33 protein-coding genes are annotated in these 19,431 nt (G+C 36.3%); 29 read left to right on the plus strand and 4 right to left on the minus strand.

The genetic code is table 11. The features are described from left to right. Positions 1 to 13: 13 nt before the first annotated feature. Together glpK and FW781_RS12670 are read right to left on the minus strand one after the other, a co-directional pair. Positions 14 to 1,510 (minus strand): glycerol kinase GlpK, encoded by a 1,497-nt coding sequence (gene glpK, locus FW781_RS12665; protein WP_149387759.1) that lies wholly within the window; start codon positions 1,508 to 1,510, stop codon positions 14 to 16. A gap of 10 nt (positions 1,511 to 1,520) precedes the next feature. Beyond that, the gene (locus FW781_RS12670; RefSeq protein ID WP_149387760.1) at positions 1,521 to 3,119 is read right to left on the minus strand and encodes a glycerol-3-phosphate dehydrogenase/oxidase; all 1,599 of its coding nucleotides are present in this window, start codon (positions 3,117 to 3,119) and stop codon (positions 1,521 to 1,523) included. 116 nt (positions 3,120 to 3,235) lie between these two features. Between FW781_RS12670 and FW781_RS12675 the strand changes: the two genes are divergently transcribed. Next, positions 3,236 to 4,000, plus strand: a complete 765-nt coding sequence (locus tag FW781_RS12675) for a DeoR/GlpR family DNA-binding transcription regulator (protein ID WP_149387761.1) — start codon at positions 3,236 to 3,238, stop codon at positions 3,998 to 4,000. Between the two features lie 85 nt (positions 4,001 to 4,085). Here the strand turns inward: FW781_RS12675 and FW781_RS12680 are convergent, their stop codons facing one another. Together FW781_RS12680 and FW781_RS12685 are read right to left on the minus strand one after the other, a co-directional pair. After that, a complete protein-coding gene (locus tag FW781_RS12680; protein ID WP_149387762.1) occupies positions 4,086 to 4,529 on the minus strand; it encodes a GNAT family N-acetyltransferase in 444 nt (147 codons plus the stop codon). A gap of 11 nt (positions 4,530 to 4,540) precedes the next feature. Continuing rightward, a complete protein-coding gene (locus tag FW781_RS12685; RefSeq protein ID WP_149387763.1) occupies positions 4,541 to 4,933 on the minus strand; it encodes a rhodanese-like domain-containing protein in 393 nt (130 codons plus the stop codon). Between the two features lie 132 nt (positions 4,934 to 5,065). Here FW781_RS12685 and FW781_RS12690 point away from each other — a divergent pair, with 132 nt between their 5' ends. From FW781_RS12690 to FW781_RS12825, 28 genes are all read left to right on the plus strand, one after another. Next, entirely contained in the window at positions 5,066 to 5,959 is an 894-nt protein-coding gene (locus FW781_RS12690) for a LysR family transcriptional regulator (RefSeq protein WP_149387764.1), read from the plus strand. A 191-nt stretch (positions 5,960 to 6,150) separates the two neighbouring features. Further along, positions 6,151 to 6,777 carry a 50S ribosomal protein L3 gene (gene rplC / locus FW781_RS12695; protein WP_027371722.1) on the plus strand — a complete coding sequence of 209 codons (627 nt, stop codon included), beginning with the start codon at positions 6,151 to 6,153 and terminating at the stop codon, positions 6,775 to 6,777. Continuing rightward, positions 6,768 to 7,397 (plus strand): 50S ribosomal protein L4, encoded by a 630-nt coding sequence (rplD, locus tag FW781_RS12700; protein ID WP_149387765.1) that lies wholly within the window; start codon positions 6,768 to 6,770, stop codon positions 7,395 to 7,397. Before rplC ends, rplD begins: the two co-directional genes overlap by 10 nt. A gap of 3 nt (positions 7,398 to 7,400) precedes the next feature. After that, positions 7,401 to 7,691 carry a 50S ribosomal protein L23 gene (gene rplW / locus FW781_RS12705; RefSeq protein ID WP_047380577.1) on the plus strand — a complete coding sequence of 97 codons (291 nt, stop codon included), beginning with the start codon at positions 7,401 to 7,403 and terminating at the stop codon, positions 7,689 to 7,691. A gap of 22 nt (positions 7,692 to 7,713) precedes the next feature. After that, positions 7,714 to 8,535: a 50S ribosomal protein L2 gene (gene rplB / locus FW781_RS12710; RefSeq protein ID WP_105683334.1), complete on the plus strand. Its 822-nt coding sequence runs from the start codon at positions 7,714 to 7,716 to the stop codon at positions 8,533 to 8,535. Between the two features lie 2 nt (positions 8,536 to 8,537). Further along, on the plus strand, positions 8,538 to 8,816 hold the full coding sequence (gene rpsS, locus FW781_RS12715) for a 30S ribosomal protein S19 (protein ID WP_034702850.1): 279 nt from the start codon (positions 8,538 to 8,540) through the stop codon (positions 8,814 to 8,816). A gap of 2 nt (positions 8,817 to 8,818) precedes the next feature. Next, a complete protein-coding gene (gene rplV / locus FW781_RS12720) occupies positions 8,819 to 9,217 on the plus strand; it encodes a 50S ribosomal protein L22 (RefSeq protein WP_034694674.1) in 399 nt (132 codons plus the stop codon). 7 nt (positions 9,218 to 9,224) lie between these two features. Further along, entirely contained in the window at positions 9,225 to 9,974 is a 750-nt protein-coding gene (gene rpsC, locus FW781_RS12725; protein WP_034694675.1) for a 30S ribosomal protein S3, read from the plus strand. A 98-nt stretch (positions 9,975 to 10,072) separates the two neighbouring features. Beyond that, positions 10,073 to 10,498, plus strand: a complete 426-nt coding sequence (gene rplP, locus FW781_RS12730; RefSeq protein ID WP_042720939.1) for a 50S ribosomal protein L16 — start codon at positions 10,073 to 10,075, stop codon at positions 10,496 to 10,498. Between the two features lie 12 nt (positions 10,499 to 10,510). Next, a complete protein-coding gene (gene rpmC / locus FW781_RS12735) occupies positions 10,511 to 10,696 on the plus strand; it encodes a 50S ribosomal protein L29 (protein ID WP_034694678.1) in 186 nt (61 codons plus the stop codon). A 12-nt stretch (positions 10,697 to 10,708) separates the two neighbouring features. Continuing rightward, on the plus strand, positions 10,709 to 10,963 hold the full coding sequence (gene rpsQ, locus FW781_RS12740; RefSeq protein WP_027387210.1) for a 30S ribosomal protein S17: 255 nt from the start codon (positions 10,709 to 10,711) through the stop codon (positions 10,961 to 10,963). A 2-nt stretch (positions 10,964 to 10,965) separates the two neighbouring features. After that, positions 10,966 to 11,334, plus strand: coding sequence for a 50S ribosomal protein L14 (gene rplN, locus FW781_RS12745; protein WP_002983226.1), 369 nt, complete (start codon positions 10,966 to 10,968; stop codon positions 11,332 to 11,334). Between the two features lie 21 nt (positions 11,335 to 11,355). Then, positions 11,356 to 11,682, plus strand: coding sequence for a 50S ribosomal protein L24 (rplX, locus tag FW781_RS12750; protein ID WP_047376572.1), 327 nt, complete (start codon positions 11,356 to 11,358; stop codon positions 11,680 to 11,682). 11 nt (positions 11,683 to 11,693) lie between these two features. Beyond that, positions 11,694 to 12,245 carry a 50S ribosomal protein L5 gene (rplE, locus tag FW781_RS12755; RefSeq protein ID WP_047376573.1) on the plus strand — a complete coding sequence of 184 codons (552 nt, stop codon included), beginning with the start codon at positions 11,694 to 11,696 and terminating at the stop codon, positions 12,243 to 12,245. Positions 12,246 to 12,248: 3 nt separating this feature from the next. Continuing rightward, positions 12,249 to 12,518, plus strand: coding sequence for a 30S ribosomal protein S14 (gene rpsN, locus FW781_RS12760; RefSeq protein WP_047376574.1), 270 nt, complete (start codon positions 12,249 to 12,251; stop codon positions 12,516 to 12,518). Positions 12,519 to 12,664: 146 nt separating this feature from the next. Beyond that, positions 12,665 to 13,063 (plus strand): 30S ribosomal protein S8, encoded by a 399-nt coding sequence (rpsH, locus tag FW781_RS12765; RefSeq protein WP_047376575.1) that lies wholly within the window; start codon positions 12,665 to 12,667, stop codon positions 13,061 to 13,063. A gap of 17 nt (positions 13,064 to 13,080) precedes the next feature. Further along, the gene (rplF, locus tag FW781_RS12770) at positions 13,081 to 13,626 is read left to right on the plus strand and encodes a 50S ribosomal protein L6 (protein WP_047376576.1); all 546 of its coding nucleotides are present in this window, start codon (positions 13,081 to 13,083) and stop codon (positions 13,624 to 13,626) included. A 15-nt stretch (positions 13,627 to 13,641) separates the two neighbouring features. Next, positions 13,642 to 13,995, plus strand: coding sequence for a 50S ribosomal protein L18 (rplR, locus tag FW781_RS12775; protein ID WP_034694689.1), 354 nt, complete (start codon positions 13,642 to 13,644; stop codon positions 13,993 to 13,995). 19 nt (positions 13,996 to 14,014) lie between these two features. Continuing rightward, positions 14,015 to 14,536 (plus strand): 30S ribosomal protein S5, encoded by a 522-nt coding sequence (gene rpsE / locus FW781_RS12780; protein WP_047376577.1) that lies wholly within the window; start codon positions 14,015 to 14,017, stop codon positions 14,534 to 14,536. A gap of 10 nt (positions 14,537 to 14,546) precedes the next feature. Then, complete coding sequence (rpmD, locus tag FW781_RS12785) at positions 14,547 to 14,723, plus strand: 50S ribosomal protein L30 (RefSeq protein WP_047376578.1); 177 nt, start codon at positions 14,547 to 14,549, stop codon at positions 14,721 to 14,723. A gap of 20 nt (positions 14,724 to 14,743) precedes the next feature. Beyond that, a complete protein-coding gene (gene rplO, locus FW781_RS12790) occupies positions 14,744 to 15,193 on the plus strand; it encodes a 50S ribosomal protein L15 (RefSeq protein WP_089692683.1) in 450 nt (149 codons plus the stop codon). 9 nt (positions 15,194 to 15,202) lie between these two features. Next, positions 15,203 to 16,582: a preprotein translocase subunit SecY gene (gene secY, locus FW781_RS12795; protein WP_047376580.1), complete on the plus strand. Its 1,380-nt coding sequence runs from the start codon at positions 15,203 to 15,205 to the stop codon at positions 16,580 to 16,582. A 3-nt stretch (positions 16,583 to 16,585) separates the two neighbouring features. Beyond that, on the plus strand, positions 16,586 to 16,801 hold the full coding sequence (infA, locus tag FW781_RS12800; protein ID WP_034684855.1) for a translation initiation factor IF-1: 216 nt from the start codon (positions 16,586 to 16,588) through the stop codon (positions 16,799 to 16,801). A gap of 62 nt (positions 16,802 to 16,863) precedes the next feature. Then, a complete protein-coding gene (gene rpmJ / locus FW781_RS12805) occupies positions 16,864 to 16,980 on the plus strand; it encodes a 50S ribosomal protein L36 (protein WP_007839480.1) in 117 nt (38 codons plus the stop codon). Positions 16,981 to 16,989: 9 nt separating this feature from the next. Beyond that, positions 16,990 to 17,367, plus strand: a complete 378-nt coding sequence (gene rpsM / locus FW781_RS12810; RefSeq protein ID WP_034738759.1) for a 30S ribosomal protein S13 — start codon at positions 16,990 to 16,992, stop codon at positions 17,365 to 17,367. 12 nt (positions 17,368 to 17,379) lie between these two features. Beyond that, entirely contained in the window at positions 17,380 to 17,769 is a 390-nt protein-coding gene (rpsK, locus tag FW781_RS12815; RefSeq protein WP_047376581.1) for a 30S ribosomal protein S11, read from the plus strand. Between the two features lie 19 nt (positions 17,770 to 17,788). Further along, entirely contained in the window at positions 17,789 to 18,397 is a 609-nt protein-coding gene (gene rpsD / locus FW781_RS12820) for a 30S ribosomal protein S4 (protein ID WP_047096812.1), read from the plus strand. A 33-nt stretch (positions 18,398 to 18,430) separates the two neighbouring features. Continuing rightward, the gene (locus FW781_RS12825) at positions 18,431 to 19,426 is read left to right on the plus strand and encodes a DNA-directed RNA polymerase subunit alpha (protein ID WP_047376582.1); all 996 of its coding nucleotides are present in this window, start codon (positions 18,431 to 18,433) and stop codon (positions 19,424 to 19,426) included. The last annotated feature ends 5 nt before the right edge of the window (positions 19,427 to 19,431 follow it).

The following is a 19,431-nucleotide window of genomic DNA, read 5'->3' on the forward strand; positions in this document are numbered from 1 at the left end:
TTTTATAAGTGAATTAATCTTCTATCCAGCTTTGAGAACGTGATACAGCTCTTCTCCAGGAGTGTACCATTTTATCAACATGTTCTTTTTCCAACTGAGGATGGAAATCTTTATCAACAATCCATTGAGACTGGATTTCCGCTATATCTTTCCAGTACCCTACAGCAAGGCCGGCAAGGTAGGCTGCTCCCAATGCCGTTGTTTCAAGAGTTTTAGGTCGTGTAATTTTAAAACCGAAAAGGTCAGACTGTATCTGCATCAGAAGATCGCTGGCAGAGGCACCTCCGTCTACTCTTAATTCAAGGCTTGCTCTTCCGGAATCTGCTTCCATTGCTTTTACAATATCATACACCTGAAATGCAATTCCTTCCAATGTAGCTCTTGCAATATGGGCATCGGTAGTACCACGGGTGATACCTACAATAGTACCACGGGCATATTGATCCCAATAAGGGGCACCAAGACCCGTTAATGCAGGAACGAAATATACGCCGCCATTATCTTCTACAGAAGCTGCCAGTTCGTTCACCTGATCAGAAGAATGAATAAGTTTGAGACCATCTCTTAACCATTGAATGGCCGCACCACCTACAAATACACTTCCTTCTAATGCATAGTTCACTTCTCCATTGATTTTCCAGGCTACTGTTGTAAGAAGGTTGTTTTTAGAAGAAACAGCTTCTGTTCCCGTATTCATTAATAAGAAACAACCTGTTCCATAAGTGTTTTTCACCATTCCCGGAGTGATACACATCTGGCCAAATAAGGCCGCCTGCTGGTCACCTGCAATTCCGGCGATCGGGATTTTGGTAGAGAACAGAGTAGTGGCAGTTTCACCGTATATCTCGCTGCTCTGTTTTACCGTAGGCAGAATGGTTTTTGGAATATCGAATAATTCTAATAAATCATTGTCCCATTCTAAAGTATGAATATTCAGAAGCATTGTTCTGCTGGCATTGGATACATCTGTAATAAACATTTTTCCACGGGTAAGTTTCCAGACAAGCCAGGTATCAACAGTTCCGAAACATAGTTTTCCTTCTTCCGCCTTTTGTCTAGCTCCTTCTACATTGTCAAGAATCCATTTTAGTTTGGTCGCTGAAAAATAAGCATCCAGAACAAGCCCTGTTTTTTCTTTGATCATTTCAGCATGCCCTTGTTCTTTCAGTTCGTCACAGTATTTTGAGGTTCTGCGGTCCTGCCATACAATAGCATTGTAGATGGGTTCTCCGCTTTCTTTGTCCCAAACGATTGTTGTTTCACGTTGATTCGTAATACCGATCGCGGCAACTTCCAGTCCGGAGATACCTGCTTTCGCTATACTTTCTGCAGCTACAGAGATTTGTGATGACCAGATTTCATTGGGATCGTGCTCTACCCAGCCTGGGGTAGGAAATATCTGTTCGAAATCTTTTTGCGATACATATTTGATTTCTCCACTGTGGTTGAAGAGAATCGCTCTGGAGGACGTTGTCCCCTGGTCTAGAGCGAGAATTAGTTTTTCATTCATGTATATAATGCTAATTTAGGTTGATAACTTTAGGTGAATAAGGAGTTAATAAGTACCCTTTTGCTAATTCAATAAATTCATTTTCCTGCTGCTGAGCCCATTCTTCGGAATATCCCTTTTCTTCAGCAATGATTCTTGCTACATTATGAGCGCTGTCTATAGCGGCTCTTGCATCAAGAAACAGTAAACGTACTCTTCTTGCCAAGATATCTTCAATAGTTTCTGCCATTTCCGTTCTTACAGCCCAAACTATTTCTGCCACTGTAAAAGGATGGTCCGGGTGAATTTTTTTGGCATATCGAGGATTGCTTTCCTGCAATGTTTTTATGGCTGGGATGTCAGATCCGTAAACGTACAGGTGATTCGTTCTGTCTACCTGTTCTGGTTTTACATTTCCATGGATAGACAAATGCTCGGTTTTGGACGGGCTATTACCCAATCTATGGATTTTCATGGCTTCGTTTATAGTATCTTCTGCCATTTTACGGTAGGTAGTCCATTTTCCTCCGATAATAGAAACCAGTCCTGTTTCTGAAGTAATCACTTTGTGACTTCGGGAAACTTCTTTTGTGCTTTTACTTCCGTCTTTAGGAGCGGCAAGAGGACGAAGCCCGGCAAAAACAGATTTTACATCTTCACGGGTCGGTTTTTTAGCTAAATATTGTCTTGCTGTATTTAAAACAAAGTTGATTTCTTCTTCTAAGGCACGGGGCTCGAAACTTTCATCTTTTAAAAGAGTGTCTGTAGTTCCTACTAAAGCTCTGTCATGCCATGGAACAACAAATAAGACCCTGCCATCTGAAGTTTTAGGAATCATGATGGCATCATCACTTTTCAGGAAAGATTTATCCAGTACAAGGTGAATTCCCTGGCTTGGTACAACGAGTTTACCATGCTTAGGATTGTTCATATTAAGGATGTCATTCGTAAAGACACCGGTTGCATTGATGACCACTTTACCATGAATCTGATATTGCTGTTTAGAAAACTGGTCTTCTGCAACAACACCGATTACTTTATCGGAAGCATCTTTTAGAAGGTTGATGACTTTTACATAATTGACTGCACTTCCTCCTTTTTCAATAATGGTTTGGGTAAGGTTAATCGCAAGTCTGGCATCGTCAAATTGTCCGTCCTGGTAAACAACACCACTCATCAAGTGATTTTGTTCAATAGTAGGAAGCTTTTCAACAGTTTTTGATTTGCTGATGTATTTTGTTTTTCCCAAACTTAATTTTCCGGCAAGGAAATCATAAACGGACAGTCCTATTTTATAGTAGATTCCTCCCCACCATGTATAATTTGGAATAATGAAAGACTGATTTTTTACGATATGTGCTGCATTTTTTGCTAAGAGACCTCTTTCTTTTAATGCTTCTTTTACCAATCCGACATCTCCCTGGGCAAGATATCTTACTCCGCCGTGTACCAATTTGGTACTTCTGCTGGATGTTGCTTTTGCAAAGTCATGAGATTCAATTAATAAAGTTTTGAATCCTCTGCTTACTGCGTCTAATGCTGAACCTAAACCACTGGCTCCTCCTCCTATGACTATAAAGTCCCATTCTTTTACATTGGTTAACTTACTGAGTTCTTCGTTTCGTTTCATAAATGTTTCGTTTATGTTTCGTTTTCAAATATATAAATTAAAAATGAAAGCAAAAAGAAAATAAATGAAATTTTAAGAAGTGAAAAAAAAACGGTAATTTTGATGAAATGAATAAAATGGAAAAGCTAATACCAAGACAGGATGAAATATTGAAAGAGCTTGATGAAAAAGGACATGTTCTTGTTCAGGACCTGTGTGAAAAGCTTAATGTTTCTTCAGTTACGATTCGAAAGGATTTGAACTATCTTGAAAGCCTGGGACTTCTGTTCAGAAATCATGGAGGGGCAAGTAAGCAGGTGAGGTATGCTTATGAAAAAAATGTAGTAGAGAAAGAAAGTATCAATGTAGAGGCGAAACAGGCTATTGCAAGAGCTGCTTTGCAGTTGATTCAGGAAAATGACTGTATTATTCTGGCTTCCGGAACTACGATGCATTATCTTGCCAGAATGCTGATGAATTTTGGTCCGCTTACGGTACTCACATCTTCTTTGAGGGTAGCAATTGAACTTTGCAATAATCCTAATATTAATATTATACAATTGGGTGGGGAAGTGCGAAAAAGCTCAACTTCAATAGTTGGGTCTATTTCTGAAGGAATTCTCAAGCAGTTTTCCTGTAATAAGCTTTTTCTGGGTGTTGATGGAATTGATATTGATTTTGGAATCAGCACATCCAATGCTGCGGAAGCCCATCTGAATCAGCTTATGATAGAGTGTTCCGAAAAAGTGGTCATTCTGGGTGATTCTTCAAAACTGAATAAAAAAGGTTTTGGAAAGATCGCTTCTTTGGATAAAGTGGATTATCTCATTACGGACAGCGGTATTTGTGATGAGAATAGAGTGGAACTGGAGGAAAAAGGAGTTACGGTAATTGTGAAATAGCTTCGTAGAGCTAAAGAACTTACTATATTAAAATAGAGACATTCTGTTTCCGGAAGGTCTCTATTTTAAATAAGGATTACTTGATTTATACTTTCCAGAAAAATCTTTCTTTGGTTTTTCTTTCTGCTCCGAGACGGCTATAGAATTTAATTGCTTTTGTATTGAAGCCCGGCGTTTGCCATTGAATAATTGAGCAGCCTACTGTTTTTGAATAACCTCTCACCATTTCCATTATTTGCTTGCCTATTCCGTTTCCTCTTGCATTTTCTTTTAAAAACAGACAGTCGAGATAAATGTAATAGCCTGCATCCCATGTTGAAAACTGTCTGAAAAATGTGGCATACCCAATAATTTCAGTATCGGATTCAACAATCAGACATTTTAAATTGGATTCTGATTCAAAGAGATGTTTGGAGAGTTTTCCCTTTTTGTTACCTTCATTAAAATTGCTTTTTTCGTAGAAGGCGTGAGCTTTACATAGCTCAATAATAGAATCAAGGTCTTTCTTTTCTGCAAATCTTATTTTCATGTTTTTTTGAATTAACAGGCGCATTCAAATTGGCTTCCTTTTGTAGGGTTGGTTCCTTCTGTGGCATAACCATCAAATTTCCACCATTCAATTCCTCCCATCAGCTCCATTACTTTAAATCCTAACTGTGTCATTTTTAAAGCTCCTTTTGTAGAAGCGTTACAGCCAATGCCGTCACAATAGCATACATAGATTTTGGATTTGTCGAGATGTTGAGTATTCTCTTCTGTTATTTCTCTATGAGGAAGATTAATTGCAGAAGGAATATGTTCCTTATCATATCCGTTTGATCTTCGGGTGTCTACTGCTACATAATCTGTACTATTCTGAAATACATCATATAAATCTGACGGATCCATTTCATACTTTAATTTTCTTTGGTAGAATTCAGTTTGTTCTTGCATAATTTTAAATTTGTTTATGATGCAAAGCTATACTCATGGTTCTTGTTTTTCTAAAATTGAAATTGAATGCTTTGCGGTTTTAATTGAAATATTTTCAAATATCAATTCTCATCAGATTGCTAACTTTGCGTTATGGAAATCAAGTTTTTAAGGCTTATTAAAACAATTGCAGAAGAGGGAAGTATTGCCAGTTCTTCTGAAAAACTTTTTTTAACCCAATCAGCATTGAGTCACCAGCTTAAGGATCTTGAGATTCAGCTTGGTTTTAAAGTGTTTTACAGAACCAGGAACAAATGGGAGTTGACTGAAGAGGGGGATGTGCTTTACAGAACTGCATGTACAGTGATTGACAGTATAGAGAGTGGATTGAATTCTATTCAACAAATAAGGGCTGGAGCAGCAGGTAAAATCAAAGTGAGTACAGAATGTTATTCATTCTATCAGGGACTGCCTTTCTTTATTCAGAAAATGGGTGTTCTGTATCCGGAAATTGAAGTGGACTTGGTATTGGAAGCTACTCATCAACCTGTTTTAAAAGTGATGGCTAACGAAATTGATATTGCAATTGTTACTTTAAAGCCCTCTGATAAAGAACTCATAAGCATTGAAGTTTTTGAAGATGAAATTTTTGCTGTTATTCATCAGGAGAATCTCTTGAATAATTCTGAATACCTGGAGGCTCACGATTTTCTGACTATTCACCTAATTATTCATTCTTTCCCACTAAAGACGGTTTCGGTCTATGAACAGTTTCTGGGCCCAAACGGAATAATGCCGGCGAAAATTTCTGCAGTTCCTTTAACGGAAGTCGCTTTAGAAATGGTGCAGGCTAATATTGGTATAACTTGTATGCCGAAATGGGCATTGAAATCGTTTAAGCTATCTGATGAGCTATATTTTAAAAAAATTGGAAAACATGGTTTAAAAAGAAAACATTATCTGGTGGTGAGGAAATCTGATACCGAAAAAAAATACGTTAATGATTTTCTTTTAAACTTCAAAGAGCATTTTCAAAATTTCAAATAGTTTTTGATATCAAATCGCTAATTGATTAAAAATCAAAATATTTTACTTGAAATATTTGTCAGTTATAAAATAATTCATAAATTTGCACACTCATTTTAGGAGCGTAGTATGCCTATATCAAAAGTAGAAATTACTTCAGACTTCCGAAAAATGGGGATAAATAAAGGATAAATTTTATTATAATATAAACAATGTCAGGTATTATTGGTAAAAAAATCGGTATGACGTCTTTGTTTAACGAAGAAGGAAAAAACATTCCTTGTACAGTTATTCAAGCTGGTCCATGCTCGGTTTTACAGGTCAGAACCTTAGAAAAAGACGGTTATAAAGCTGTTCAATTAGGTTTCGATGACAAGAGTGAGAAGAACGTTGGTAAAGCGTTAGCTGGTCATTTTAAAAAGGCTGGTTCTGCTCCTAAAGCTAAATTAGTAGAATTCTACAGAGAATTCGTTGATGAAGTAAAAGTAGGAGAAGAAGTAAAAGTTGATCTATTCACTGAAGGTGAATATGTTGACGTAACAGGAACTTCAAAAGGTAAAGGCTTCCAGGGTGTTGTTAAGAGACACGGATTTGGAGGTGTAATGCAGGCAACTCATGGTCAGCACAACAGACTTAGAGCTCCAGGTTCTATCGGTGCTGGTTCAGACCCTTCAAGAGTATTCAAAGGGATGAGAATGGCTGGAAGAATGGGAGGTGAGCAGGTAACTGTTCAAAACCTTCAAGTGTTAAAAGTTGATCAAGAACAAAATCTTTTAGTAGTAAAAGGTGCTGTTCCGGGAGCTAAAAATTCTTATGTAATTATCAGAAAATGGAACTAGTAGTATTAAATACATCAGGAAAAGAGACCGGAAGAAAAGTAACTCTAGACGAAACAGTATTCGGAATTGAGCCAAATCAGCACGCGGTTTACTTAGAAGTTAAACAGTATCTTGCTGCACAAAGACAGGGTACTCATAAAGCTAAAGAAAGAAGCGAAATTACTGCTTCTACTAAAAAGCTTAAGAAGCAAAAAGGATCAGGATCTGCTAGATATGGTGATATCAAATCTCCAACTTTCAGAGGTGGAGGTAGAGTATTCGGACCAAAACCAAGAGACTACAGATTCAAATTGAACAAAGCTCTTAAGAGATTAGCTAAGAAATCTGTTTTATCTCAGAAAATGAGAGACAACAGCATCAGAGTTTTGGAAGATATGAGCTTAAGCGCTCCTAGAACTAAAGATTTCATTACAGTATTAAATGCTTTGGCATTAAACGACAAGAAAGCTTTATTTATCCTTCCTGAAGCTAACAAGAATGTATATTTATCTTCAAGAAACTTACCTAAAGCTAAAGTAATGAACTTCAACGAAGTTAGTTCTTACGATTTAGTAAATGCAGGTGAAGTTGTATTCTTCGAAGGTGCAGTTGAAAAATTCCAGGAAAATTTAAAGAAATAAGTCATGTCTATTATTATTAAACCAGTTATCTCAGAAAAGGCTAATTACCTTACAGATTTAAGAGGTTCTTATTCTTTCTTAGTTGAACCTAAGGCGAATAAAATCCAGATTAAAAAAGCTGTTGAAGCAGCTTACGGTGTAAAAGTAGCAGACGTTAACACAATGATTTATGCTCCGAAGGTTTCTTCAAAGTACACTAAAAAAGGTCTTCAAGTAGGAAAGACAAACAAATTGAAAAAAGCGGTAATCAAACTTGCTGAAGGTGAGGTTATCGATATTTTTGCTGTAAATTAATTATTAATTATAAATAATAGTAATGTCTGTTAGAAAATTAAAACCTATCACCCCGGGACAGAGATTCAGAATTGTAAACAATTTTGAAGAAATTACTACCAACAAACCAGAGAAATCTCTAACAGTTGGTATTAGTAAGTCAGGTGGACGTAACCAAACTGGTAAAATGACCATGCGTTACACCGGAGGTGGACACAAAAAGAAATACAGAATTATTGACTTCAAGAGAAACAAAGCAAACGTTGAAGCCACTGTAAAAACTGTAGAATATGATCCAAACAGAACTGCATTTATCGCTTTACTAGAGTATGCTGATGGAGAGAAGAGATATATCATCGCTCCAAACGGTATCAAAGTTGATCAGAAAGTAATTTCTGGTGAAAGCGTAGAACCAAATGTAGGGAACGCAATGAAATTGAAAAACATTCCATTAGGTACTGTAATTTCTTGTGTTGAAATGAAGCCTGGTCAAGGTGCTATTTTAGCAAGAAGTGCTGGTTCTTCAGCTCAATTGACTTCAAGAGACGGAAAATATGCAATCATCAAATTGCCTTCAGGAGAATCTAGAATGATCCTTACTGAATGTATGGCAATGATTGGATCTGTTTCTAACTCTGACCACCAGTTAACTGTATCAGGTAAGGCTGGTAGAAGCAGATGGTTAGGTAGAAGACCAAGAACAAGAGCAGTTGTAATGAACCCAGTAGATCACCCAATGGGAGGTGGTGAAGGACGTTCTTCAGGAGGTCACCCAAGATCTAGAAATGGTATGCCTGCTAAAGGTTACAAAACCAGAAAGAAAAATAAAGCGTCTAACCGTCATATCATATCTAAACGTAAATAATTATGGCAAGATCACTTAAAAAAGGACCATTCATTCATCATACTTTAGATAAGAAGGTTCAGACAAATATAGAGTCTGGTAAGAAGACAGTTATCAAAACTTGGTCTAGAGCATCAATGATCTCTCCGGACTTCGTAGGACAAACTATTGCAGTACACAACGGGAAATCTTTTATCCCTGTTTATGTTACAGAAAACATGGTTGGTCACAAGCTAGGCGAATTTTCTCCAACAAGATCTTTCAGAGGTCATGGTGGTAACAAAAACAAAGGAAGTAGATAATCATGGGATCAAGAAAAAGAGAAAGTGCATTAGCACGTAAATTGACAAACCAAGATGTAGTAAAAGCAATACACAATGATTGCCCATCTTCTCCAAGAAAAATGAGATTAGTAGCTGATATCATTAGAGGAGAGCAGGTAGACAAAGCTTTATACATTCTAAAATATTCTAAAAAAGACGCATCTAACAAGTTAGAAAAAGTATTGCTTTCAGCAATGGCTAACTGGCAGACTAAAAACGAAGGTGCTGATATTGAAGAAGCAAACCTTATCGTTAAAGAAATTTTTGTAGACAGTGCAAGACAATTGAAGAGACTGAGACCAGCTCCACAAGGTAGAGGGTACAGAATCAGAAAAAGATCAAACCACATTACATTAATCTTAGGTAAAAAAGAAAATTAATCAAGGTATGGGACAGAAGACAAATCCAATTGGTAATAGATTAGGTATCATCAGAGGATGGGATTCTAACTGGTTTGGTGGAAACGATTATGGAGACAGAATCGCTGAAGACTACAAAATCAGAAGATACCTTGAGGCTAGATTATCTAAAGGTGGTATTTCAAAAATTTATATTGAAAGAACATTAAAATTAGTAACAGTTACAATTACTACTGCTAGACCGGGACTTATCATCGGTAAAGGAGGTCAGGAAGTTGATAAATTGAAAGAAGAATTGAAGAAACTTACAGGTAAGGATATTCAAATCAATATTTTCGAAATCAAAAGACCTGAATTAGATGCTGTACTAGTTGCTGATAGTATTTCTAAGCAAATTGAAAACAGAATTTCTTACAGAAGAGCTGTTAAAATGGCGATGGCAAGTACTATGAGAATGGGTGCTGAAGGTATCAAAGTTCAAATCTCTGGTAGATTGAACGGTGCTGAAATGGCAAGATCAGAATCTTTCAAAGAAGGAAGAATTCCATTATCAACTTTCAGAGCAGATATTGATTACCACTGGGCAGAAGCTCACACTACTTACGGTAGACTAGGTGTAAAAGTTTGGATCATGAAAGGTGAAGTTTATGGTAAAAGAGAACTTTCTCCACTAGTGGGACAACAGAAAAAAGGAGGTCAGTCAGACAGAGGAAACAGAGGAGGAGACAGAGACAACAGAAGACCTAGAAAAAACAACAACAATAACAATAATAATTAAAATTTTAGATTAGAAATTTTGAATTTTAAATTACCGTTACTTTTTTAAAATTAAAAAAAATCTAAAATCTAAAATCTAAAATCTAAAATTTAGAAATTATGTTACAACCAAAAAGAACCAAATTCCGTAGAGTTCACAAGATGAAGATGAAGGGGAATGCCCAAAGAGGTAGTCAACTTGCTTACGGAACTTTTGGGATCAAAGCAACGGAAGGAGCTTGGATCACTGCAAGACAGATTGAAGCAGCTCGTATCGCTGCGACAAGATATATGAAGAGAGAAGGTCAACTATGGATCAAAATCTTCCCAGATAAGCCAATTACTAAGAAACCAGCGGAAGTACGTATGGGTAAAGGTAAGGGTGCTGTTGAATATTGGGTAGCTGTAGTAAAACCAGGTAAAATTATGTTCGAAATCGGAGGTGTACCTTACGAAATCGCTAAGGAAGCTTTAAGACTTGCTGCACAAAAATTACCAGTAGTTACTAAATTCATCGTTGCTAACGATTTTGTTAAACCTCTATAATCTTTGAATACAATGAAAAATGCTGATATTAAAAATTTAAGCGCGGGTGATATTCAAGCTCAATTAACTGAAGCAAAAGCTCAATATTCTAAATTGAAATTAGCTCATGCAATCAGCCCAATTGAAAACCCGATTCAAATCAGAGATTTGAGAAAAACAATCGCAAGACTAAACACTGAGTTAACTAACAAACAATAATTTCATTTTACAATGGATAGAAATTTAAGAAAAGAAAGAATCGGAGTGGTTTCCAGCAATAAAATGGAAAAAACTATTGTTGTTAGTGAAACTACAAGAGTAAAGCACCCGATGTACGGTAAATTCGTTTTGAAAACGAAAAAATATACTGCACACGACGAGAACAACGAATGCACAGAAGGCGATACAGTTTTGATCCAAGAAACTAGACCTATGAGCAAGAGCAAGAGATGGAGATTAGTAAGAATCATTGAAAAAGCTAAGTAATAATGTTACAAACAGAATCAAGATTAAAAGTTGCTGATAACACAGGTGCAAAAGAAGTACTAGTTATCAGAGTTCTGGGAGGAACCAGAAGAAGATATGCTTCAGTTGGTGATAAAATCGTTGTTACTATCAAGGATTCTACACCATCAGGAAACGCTAAAAAAGGTCAGGTATCTAAAGCTGTAGTAGTAAGAACTAAAAAAGCAGTAAGAAGAAAAGATGGTTCATACATCAAATTCGACGACAATGCTTGTGTATTACTAAACGCAGCGGGAGAAATGAGAGGAACGCGTGTTTTCGGACCAGTTGCTCGTGAGCTGAGAGACAAAGAATATATGAAAATCATTTCATTAGCTCCTGAAGTACTTTAATTTTAAAAATTTTTAAAAGAAATGTCAAAGTTAAAAATAAAAAGAGGAGATAACGTAATCATTACTACTGGTAAGAAAGATATCAAAGGTAAGACTGGTGAAGTTATTGAAGTGATCAAGAAAGAAGGAAAAGACCCTAGAGTAATCGTTGCAGGACTTAACATCGTTAAAAAACACGTTAAGCCTTCAGCTTCAAATCCTCAAGGAGGAATTACTGAAAAGGAAGCTTCTATTCATATCTCAAACGTAGCTTTAGTTGGTAAAGACGGAAAAGCTATCAAAATCGGTTACAAAATCGAAGGAGATAAGAAAGTGAGAGTTAACAAAAAAACGGGTGAAACTTTATAATTTGAATTAACATGGAATTTATAGCAAGACCCAAAAAAATATACAAAGAGCAAATTGTTCCTGCAATGATGGAAGAATTTGGGTACAAGTCTATCATGCAAGTACCTAGATTAGAGAAAATTGTTGTATCACAAGGTTTAGGAGATGCTACTGCAGATAAGAAAATTATTGATTATGCTGTAGAAGAATTGACAAACATTACAGGTCAGAAAGCAGTAGGTACAATCTCTAAGAAGGATGAAGCTGCATTCAAACTAAGAAAAGGAATGCCTGTAGGAGCAAAAGTAACATTGAGAGCTCACAGAATGTATGAGTTCTTAGACAGACTTACTTCTTCTGCTTTACCACGTATCAGAGATTTCTCTGGTATCAAAGCAGATGGTTTCGATGGTAGAGGTAACTACAACTTAGGTATTACTGAGCAAATTATCTTCCCTGAAATCGTAATTGACAAAGTGAAAAAAATCCAAGGGATGGACATTACTTTCGTTACAACTGCGAAGACAGATAAAGAAGCTAAAGCATTATTAACTCACTTCGGTTTACCATTTAAAAAGAACTAAGAAATGGCTAAAGAATCAATGAAAGCGCGTGAGCGCAAAAGAGAAGCACTTGTTGCTAAATACGCTGACAAAAGAAAAGCTTTAAAAGAAGCAGGTGATTACGAAGGACTTCAAAAATTACCAAAAAATGCTTCTCCTGTAAGATTACACAACAGATGTAAACTAACAGGTAGACCAAGAGGATACATGAGAACGTTTGGTATTTCCAGAGTAACTTTCAGAGAAATGGCAAATAACGGTCTTATCCCAGGTGTAAGAAAAGCTAGTTGGTAATAATTACTAATTAAAAATCGGGACAATTAAGTTGTCAGGATACTAAAGAACAATAATATCAGACTGAAGTTTTCTGAAGTCTGATATTTTTCTCTTCAAGTCTTTTCAATACTGATTGTCTTTAACCAATAATTTATAAAAGAAAAATGGTAACAGATCCAATTTCAGATTTCCTAACAAGAGTAAGGAACGCACAAAGCGCAGGCCACAAAGTGGTGGAAATTCCTGCATCGAAAATCAAAAAGGAGATTACTAAGATCCTATTTGATCAAGGGTATATCTTAAACTTCAAGTTTGAAGATAACGCTGTTCAAGGAGTGATCAAAATCGCTTTAAAGTACGATAAGCAAACTAACAAACCTGCTATCAAGTCTATTCAAAGAGCTTCTAGACCAGGTTTGAGACAGTACAAAGGTTCTACTGAACTTCCAAGAGTACTAAACGGTTTGGGTATTTCTATCATCTCTACTTCTAAAGGAGTAATGACTGACAAGAAAGCTAGAGAAGAGAAAGTAGGCGGTGAAGTAATCTGCTATGTTTATTAATTTTTAATCAGAGGAAAATGTCAAGAATTGGTAAAGCAATTATAACAATTCCAGCTGGAGTTACAATCACTGAAAATAACGGTGTAGTAACTGTAAAAGGAGCAAAAGGAGAACTTTCTCAGGAGCTTACGGCAGGAATTACTTTAGAACAAAAAGATGGTGAGCTTAATGTAAACAGACCATCTGATTCTAAACAACACAAAGCGCTTCACGGTTTATACAGAGCGTTGATCGCCAACATGATCGTAGGTGTATCAGAAGGTTTCGAAAAGAAACTAGAACTAGTAGGGGTAGGATACAGAGCTTCTCACGCAGGTCAAAAACTTGAGTTAGCTTTAGGATTCTCTCACGGTATCGTATTAGAACTTCCAAGTGAAGTAAAAGTTGATACATTGACTGAAAAAGGTAAAAACCCAATTATTACTTTAGCGTCTCACGACAAGCAACTTCTAGGAATGGTTACTGCAAAGATCCGTTCTTTCAGAAAGCCTGAGCCATACAAAGGAAAAGGTGTAAGATTCGTAGGAGAAATTGTTAGACGTAAAGCTGGTAAATCTGCTTAATAAATTATAAGTATTATGGCATTAAGTAAATTAGAAAAAAGAATAAGAATCAAAAGAAGAGTAAGAGGGAAAATCTCTGGATCTTCTGAATTGCCAAGATTATCTGTATATAAAAGTAATAAGGAAATTTACGCTCAGTTAATCGACGATAAAAATGGTAAAACTTTAGCATCAGCTTCTTCTAGAGAAAAAGGTGTAGACGCTAAAGGTACTAAGACTGAAGTTTCTGCTGCTGTTGGTAAAGCTATCGCTGCTAAAGCTATCGCTGCAGGAATCGAAAGTATTGTATTTGACAGAAACGGTTTCGTATATCACGGTAGAGTAAAAGCTCTAGCTGATGGTGCGAGAGAAGGTGGACTTAAATTCTAATCATTAAATTTCGGAAAATATGTTAGGACTAGATAATATAGAAAGAGTAAAACCGGGAGGATTAGAATTAAAAGATCGTCTCGTAGCTGTTAACAGAGTAACAAAAGTAACTAAAGGGGGTAGAGCTTTCGGATTTTCTGCTATTGTTGTAGTAGGTAATGAAGAAGGTATTATCGGTTTTGGTTTAGGAAAATCTAAAGAGGTAGCTTCTGCAATTGCTAAAGCAGTTGAAGATGCTAAGAAAAACCTTGTGAAAGTTCCTGTAATGAACCATACTATTCCTCACCAAACTACTGCTAGATACGGTGGTGCAGATATCTTCTTAAGACCTGCTTCTCACGGTACAGGACTTATTGCCGGTGGTGCAGTAAGAGCGGTATTGGAATCTGCTGGTATTCACGATATCCTTTCAAAATCTAAAGGATCTTCTAACCCTCACAACGTGGTGAAAGCTACTTTCAAAGCGTTATTGGATATCAGAAGACCTGAAGAGATCGCAAGAATGAGAGGAATTTCTCTAAGTAAAGTGTTTAACGGTTAATATTAAAACAATGGCAACAATTAAAGTAAAGCAAGTAAGAAGCGCTATTGGTAGAACAAAAACCCAAAAGAGAACGCTTGAAGCATTAGGATTAAAAAAACTTCACCAAGTTGTAGAACATGAAGCTACTCCTTCTATCTTAGGAATGGTAGCTGCAGTAAGCCACTTACTTGAAGTTCAAAAATAATTTTATAAAAGAGAATTAAAATGAATTTAAACAATATACAACCTGCTGCAGGATCTACTTTCAACTCAAAAAGAATTGGTAGAGGTCAAGGTAGTGGAAAAGGAGGTACTTCAACAAAAGGACACAAAGGTCAGAAAGCTAGAGCTGGTTATTCTCAGAAAATCGGTTTCGAAGGTGGACAGATGCCTTTACAAAGAAGATTACCTAAATTCGGATTCAAAAACGTAAATAGAAAAGAGTTTAGAGGAGTTAACCTTGATACTATTCAAACTTTAATCGAGAACAAATCCATCACTGGAGATATCACGAAAGAAGTTTTAGTAGAAAACGGGATAGTTTCTAAAAACGAATTAGTGAAAATTATGGGTAGAGGAGAATTGAAATCTGCGGTTTCAATCTCTGCTGACAAATTCACTAAATCTGCTGAAGAGCTTATTGCTAAAGCAGGTGGAAAAGCAATTACCTTATAATACTTACTAATGAAAGAATTTATACAAACACTTAAAAATATATGGAGCCTAAAGGAATTAAGAGATAAAATTCTCTTTACGTTAGGTATTATCCTTGTGTATAGATTCGCATCTTATATCTCACTTCCTGCAATTAACCTTGCAGAGGTGGGAGATCTCTTAGAGCATTATAAAAATCAAGGCGGTAACAAGCAAGGAGCAGGTCTCCTTGGCTTGCTTTCGTCGTTTACGGGGGGAGCTTTCAGCCACGCTTCCGTAATGGCGTTGGGAATCATGCCTTATATTTCTGCTTCTATTATTGTTCAGTTGATGGGAATGGCTATTCCTTATCTTCAGAAGCTTCAGAAAGATGGAGAGTCAGGTAGAAATACATTGAACCAAATTACAAGATGGTTAACAATTGGAGTTTGTCTGGTACAGGCACCTTCTTATTTAACTTCTATTACTCAATTATTCTTACCGTATGCTCAGTTCCAATCTGCATATTTTGTAGAGCCAAATTCTATCATGTTCTGGTTACCAAGTATTGTTATCCTGGTTGCTGGTTCAGTATTCGCAATGTGGTTAGGTGAAAAGATTACCGACAAAGGAATCGGAAATGGTATTTCCATTCTTATTATGGTAGGGATCCTTTCAAGATTACCTGAAGCATTCGTACAGGAGATGGCCGTGCAGAACGGAAAAGGAGGAATGGGATCTATCATGATCCTTATTGAAGTATTATTCTGGATGGTAGTTGTTCTTCTAGCCGTGATTTTATCTGTGGCTGTTAGAAAAATTCCAATTCAGTATGTAAGCAGAGCTCAAGCAAGAGGAGGTGTAAACAAGAATCTTATGCAGGGCGCAAGACAATGGATTCCGTTGAAAGTAAATGCTGCTGGTGTAATGCCGATTATCTTTGCTCAGGCATTGATGTTCGTACCAGGATTATTAACAAAATTCGATGAGTCCAACACTTTTCTTGCAGGTTTCAAGAATGTTTTTAGCTGGCAGTACAATGTATTGTTTGCGCTATTAATTATTATCTTCTCGTTTTTCTATACTGCAATTACAATTCCGGTAAACCAGATGGCTGATGATTTGAAGAGAAATGGAGGTTTAGTACCGAAAGTAAGACCAGGGAAAGAGACAGCAGATTACTTAGATGATATTTTATCAAAAATTACCTTGCCAGGTGCAATTTTTTTATCTATCTTTGCAGTCCTTCCAGCAATTGTGCATGGAAGCTTTGTTCAGACAGATGCGTTTGCCTTATTTTTCGGGGGAACGTCACTATTAATTATGGTAGGTGTAATTTTAGATACTGTTCAACAGATTAATACATATCTGCTGAATCATCACTATGATGGCTTAATGCAGTCTAAACTGTCTAGAACGACTGGATATTAATTTATGGCAAAACAAAAACATATTGAACAAGACGGCGTTATAACGGAAGCACTTTCGAACGCTCAGTTCCGTGTAGAACTTGAAAATGGGCATATTCTTATTGCTCATATTTCCGGTAAAATGCGAATGCACTATATTAAACTTTTACCTGGTGATAAGGTAAAACTAGAAATGTCTCCCTATGATTTAACAAAAGGGAGGATCACATTTAGATATTAAAACAATTAGCCAAATGGAATACACTTTCCATTTGGCATTTGTAAAAAATAAATACTATCAAAATGAAAGTAAGAGCATCAATTAAAAAAAGAAGTGCTGATTGCAAAATCGTACGCAGAAAAGGTGTACTATTCGTAATCAACAAGAAGAACCCAAAATTTAAACAAAGACAAGGCTAACATTAAATTATGGCGAGAATTGCAGGTATTGATTTACCAAAAAACAAAAGAGGTGTTATCGGTTTAACTTACATCTATGGAGTAGGAAGAAATACTTCTTCCGAAATCCTTAAAGCTGCCGGTATCAGCGAAGACAAGAAAGTCAACGAATGGAATGACGATGAATTGGCTGCAATCAGAACATATATCTCTGAAAACGTAAAAGTAGAAGGAGAATTAAGATCTGAAGTGCAATTGAACATCAAGAGATTGATGGACATAGGATGCCAACGAGGAATACGTCACAGACTAGGATTACCTTTAAGAGGCCAGAGAACGAAAAACAACTCTAGAACCCGTAAAGGAAAGAGAAAAACAGTTGCTAACAAGAAAAAGGCAAGTAAATAATCGTTAGGAATTATGGCAAAACAAAGTAAAGTAGTTAAAAAAAGAAAAGTAAAAGTTGAAGCTATTGGTGAAGCACATATTCAAGCTTCTTTCAATAACATCATCATTTCTTTAACAAATAAAAGTGGAGAGGTTATCTCTTGGGCATCTGCCGGTAAAATGGGATTCAGAGGTTCTAAAAAGAACACTCCTTTTGCTGCTCAAATGGCAGCTGAAAATTGCTCTGCTGTAGCTCATGAAGCTGGATTAAGAAGAGTAAAGGTGTTTGTGAAAGGTCCAGGTGCAGGTAGAGAATCTGCAATCAGATCTATTCACAATTCAGGAATTGAAGTTAGCGAAATCATTGATGTGACTCCAATGCCGCACAATGGATGTAGACCACCAAAAAGAAGAAGAGTTTAATTTTTAGAATTTACCCATTATGGCAAGATATATTGGACCTAAAACTAAGATTGCTAGAAAGTTTGGTGCTGCAATCTACGGAGATGATAAAAACTTCGAAAAAAGAAAAAACCAACCGCCAGGACAACACGGTCCTAACAAAAGAAGAGGTGCTAAAAAATCAGAATATGCAGTTCAGTTAGCTGAAAAACAAAAAGCTAAATATACTTACGGTATTTTAGAAAGACAGTTTGCTAACTTATTTGAAAAAGCACACAGAAGCAAAGGAGTAACAGGTGAAGTTCTATTACAACTTTGCGAATCAAGATTGGATAATGTAGTGTACAGATTAGGTTTTGCTAAAACCAGATCTGGTGCAAGACAATTAGTTTCTCACAGACACATCACTGTGAACGGAGAAATTCTTAATATCCCTTCTTACTTGGTAAAAGCTGGTGATGTGATCACTGTAAGAGAAAAGTCTAAGTCTCTTGAAGTTGTTACCAATGCATTGGCTTCTAAGTCAAACTATGAGTGGTTACAATTCAACGATGAGAAGAAAGAAGGTACTTTCATTTCTGCTCCTGAAAGAATCCAAATTCCGGAGGACATTAAGGAGAACCTTATCGTGGAACTTTACTCTAAATAATTTTTTAATCAAATTTTTGCTCAACCCAATAATATGGCAATTTTACAATTCATAAAACCCGATAAAGTAATTTTACTTAACTCTGATGAATTTAAAGGTCAATTCGAATTCAGACCTTTAGAACCAGGTTTCGGGCTTACAATCGGTAATGCTTTGAGAAGAGTGTTGCTTTCTTCTCTGGAAGGATACGCTATTTCATCTATCAAAATAGAAGGTGTAGAGCACGAATTTTCAACTATTCCAGGAGTAATCGAAGATGTTACCGAAATTATTCTTAACCTTAAGCAGGTAAGATTAAAAGCTGCAGCAGAAGGCCAGGCTAACGAGCAGGTTGTTGCTAAAGTTTCAGGTCAGACGGTTATTACTGCTGGTGATTTAGGAAAGTCTATCAATGGATTTGAGGTTTTAAACCCAGATTTAGTGATTTGCAACCTAAACAGTGATGTAACTTTCGAAATTACTTTCAATATTGAAAAAGGTAGAGGGTATGTGCCTTCTGAACAAAATAAGTCAAACAATGCTCCTGTAGGAACTATTGCTATCGACTCTATTTTTACGCCGATCAAGAAAGTACAATATAGCATTGAAAATTATCGTGTAGAGCAAAAAACAGACTACGAAAAACTTGTATTAGATATAGAAACTGATGGGTCTATCAGCCCTCAGAATGCTTTAACTGAAGCTTCTAAGATATTAATTTATCACTTCATGCTATTCTCTGATGAGAGAATCACGCTTGAAACTGAAGCTGTAAAAGCATCTATCCAGTACGATGAAGAAACTCTTCACACAAGACAACTTCTTAAGTCTAAATTAGCAGATATGGATCTTTCTGTAAGAGCCCTTAACTGTCTAAAAGCAGCTGAAGTAGAAACTCTTGGAGAATTGGTTTCTTACAGTAAGTCTGATTTGATGAAATTCAGAAATTTTGGTAAAAAATCTTTGACAGAACTAGAAGAATTAGTGCATTCAAAAGGTCTTAACTTCGGTTTCGACGTTGCAAAATATAAGTTAGACGCTGATAAATAATTAAT

The sequence above is a fragment of the Chryseobacterium panacisoli genome (assembly GCF_008274625.1).
Taxonomy (GTDB): domain Bacteria; phylum Bacteroidota; class Bacteroidia; order Flavobacteriales; family Weeksellaceae; genus Chryseobacterium; species Chryseobacterium panacisoli.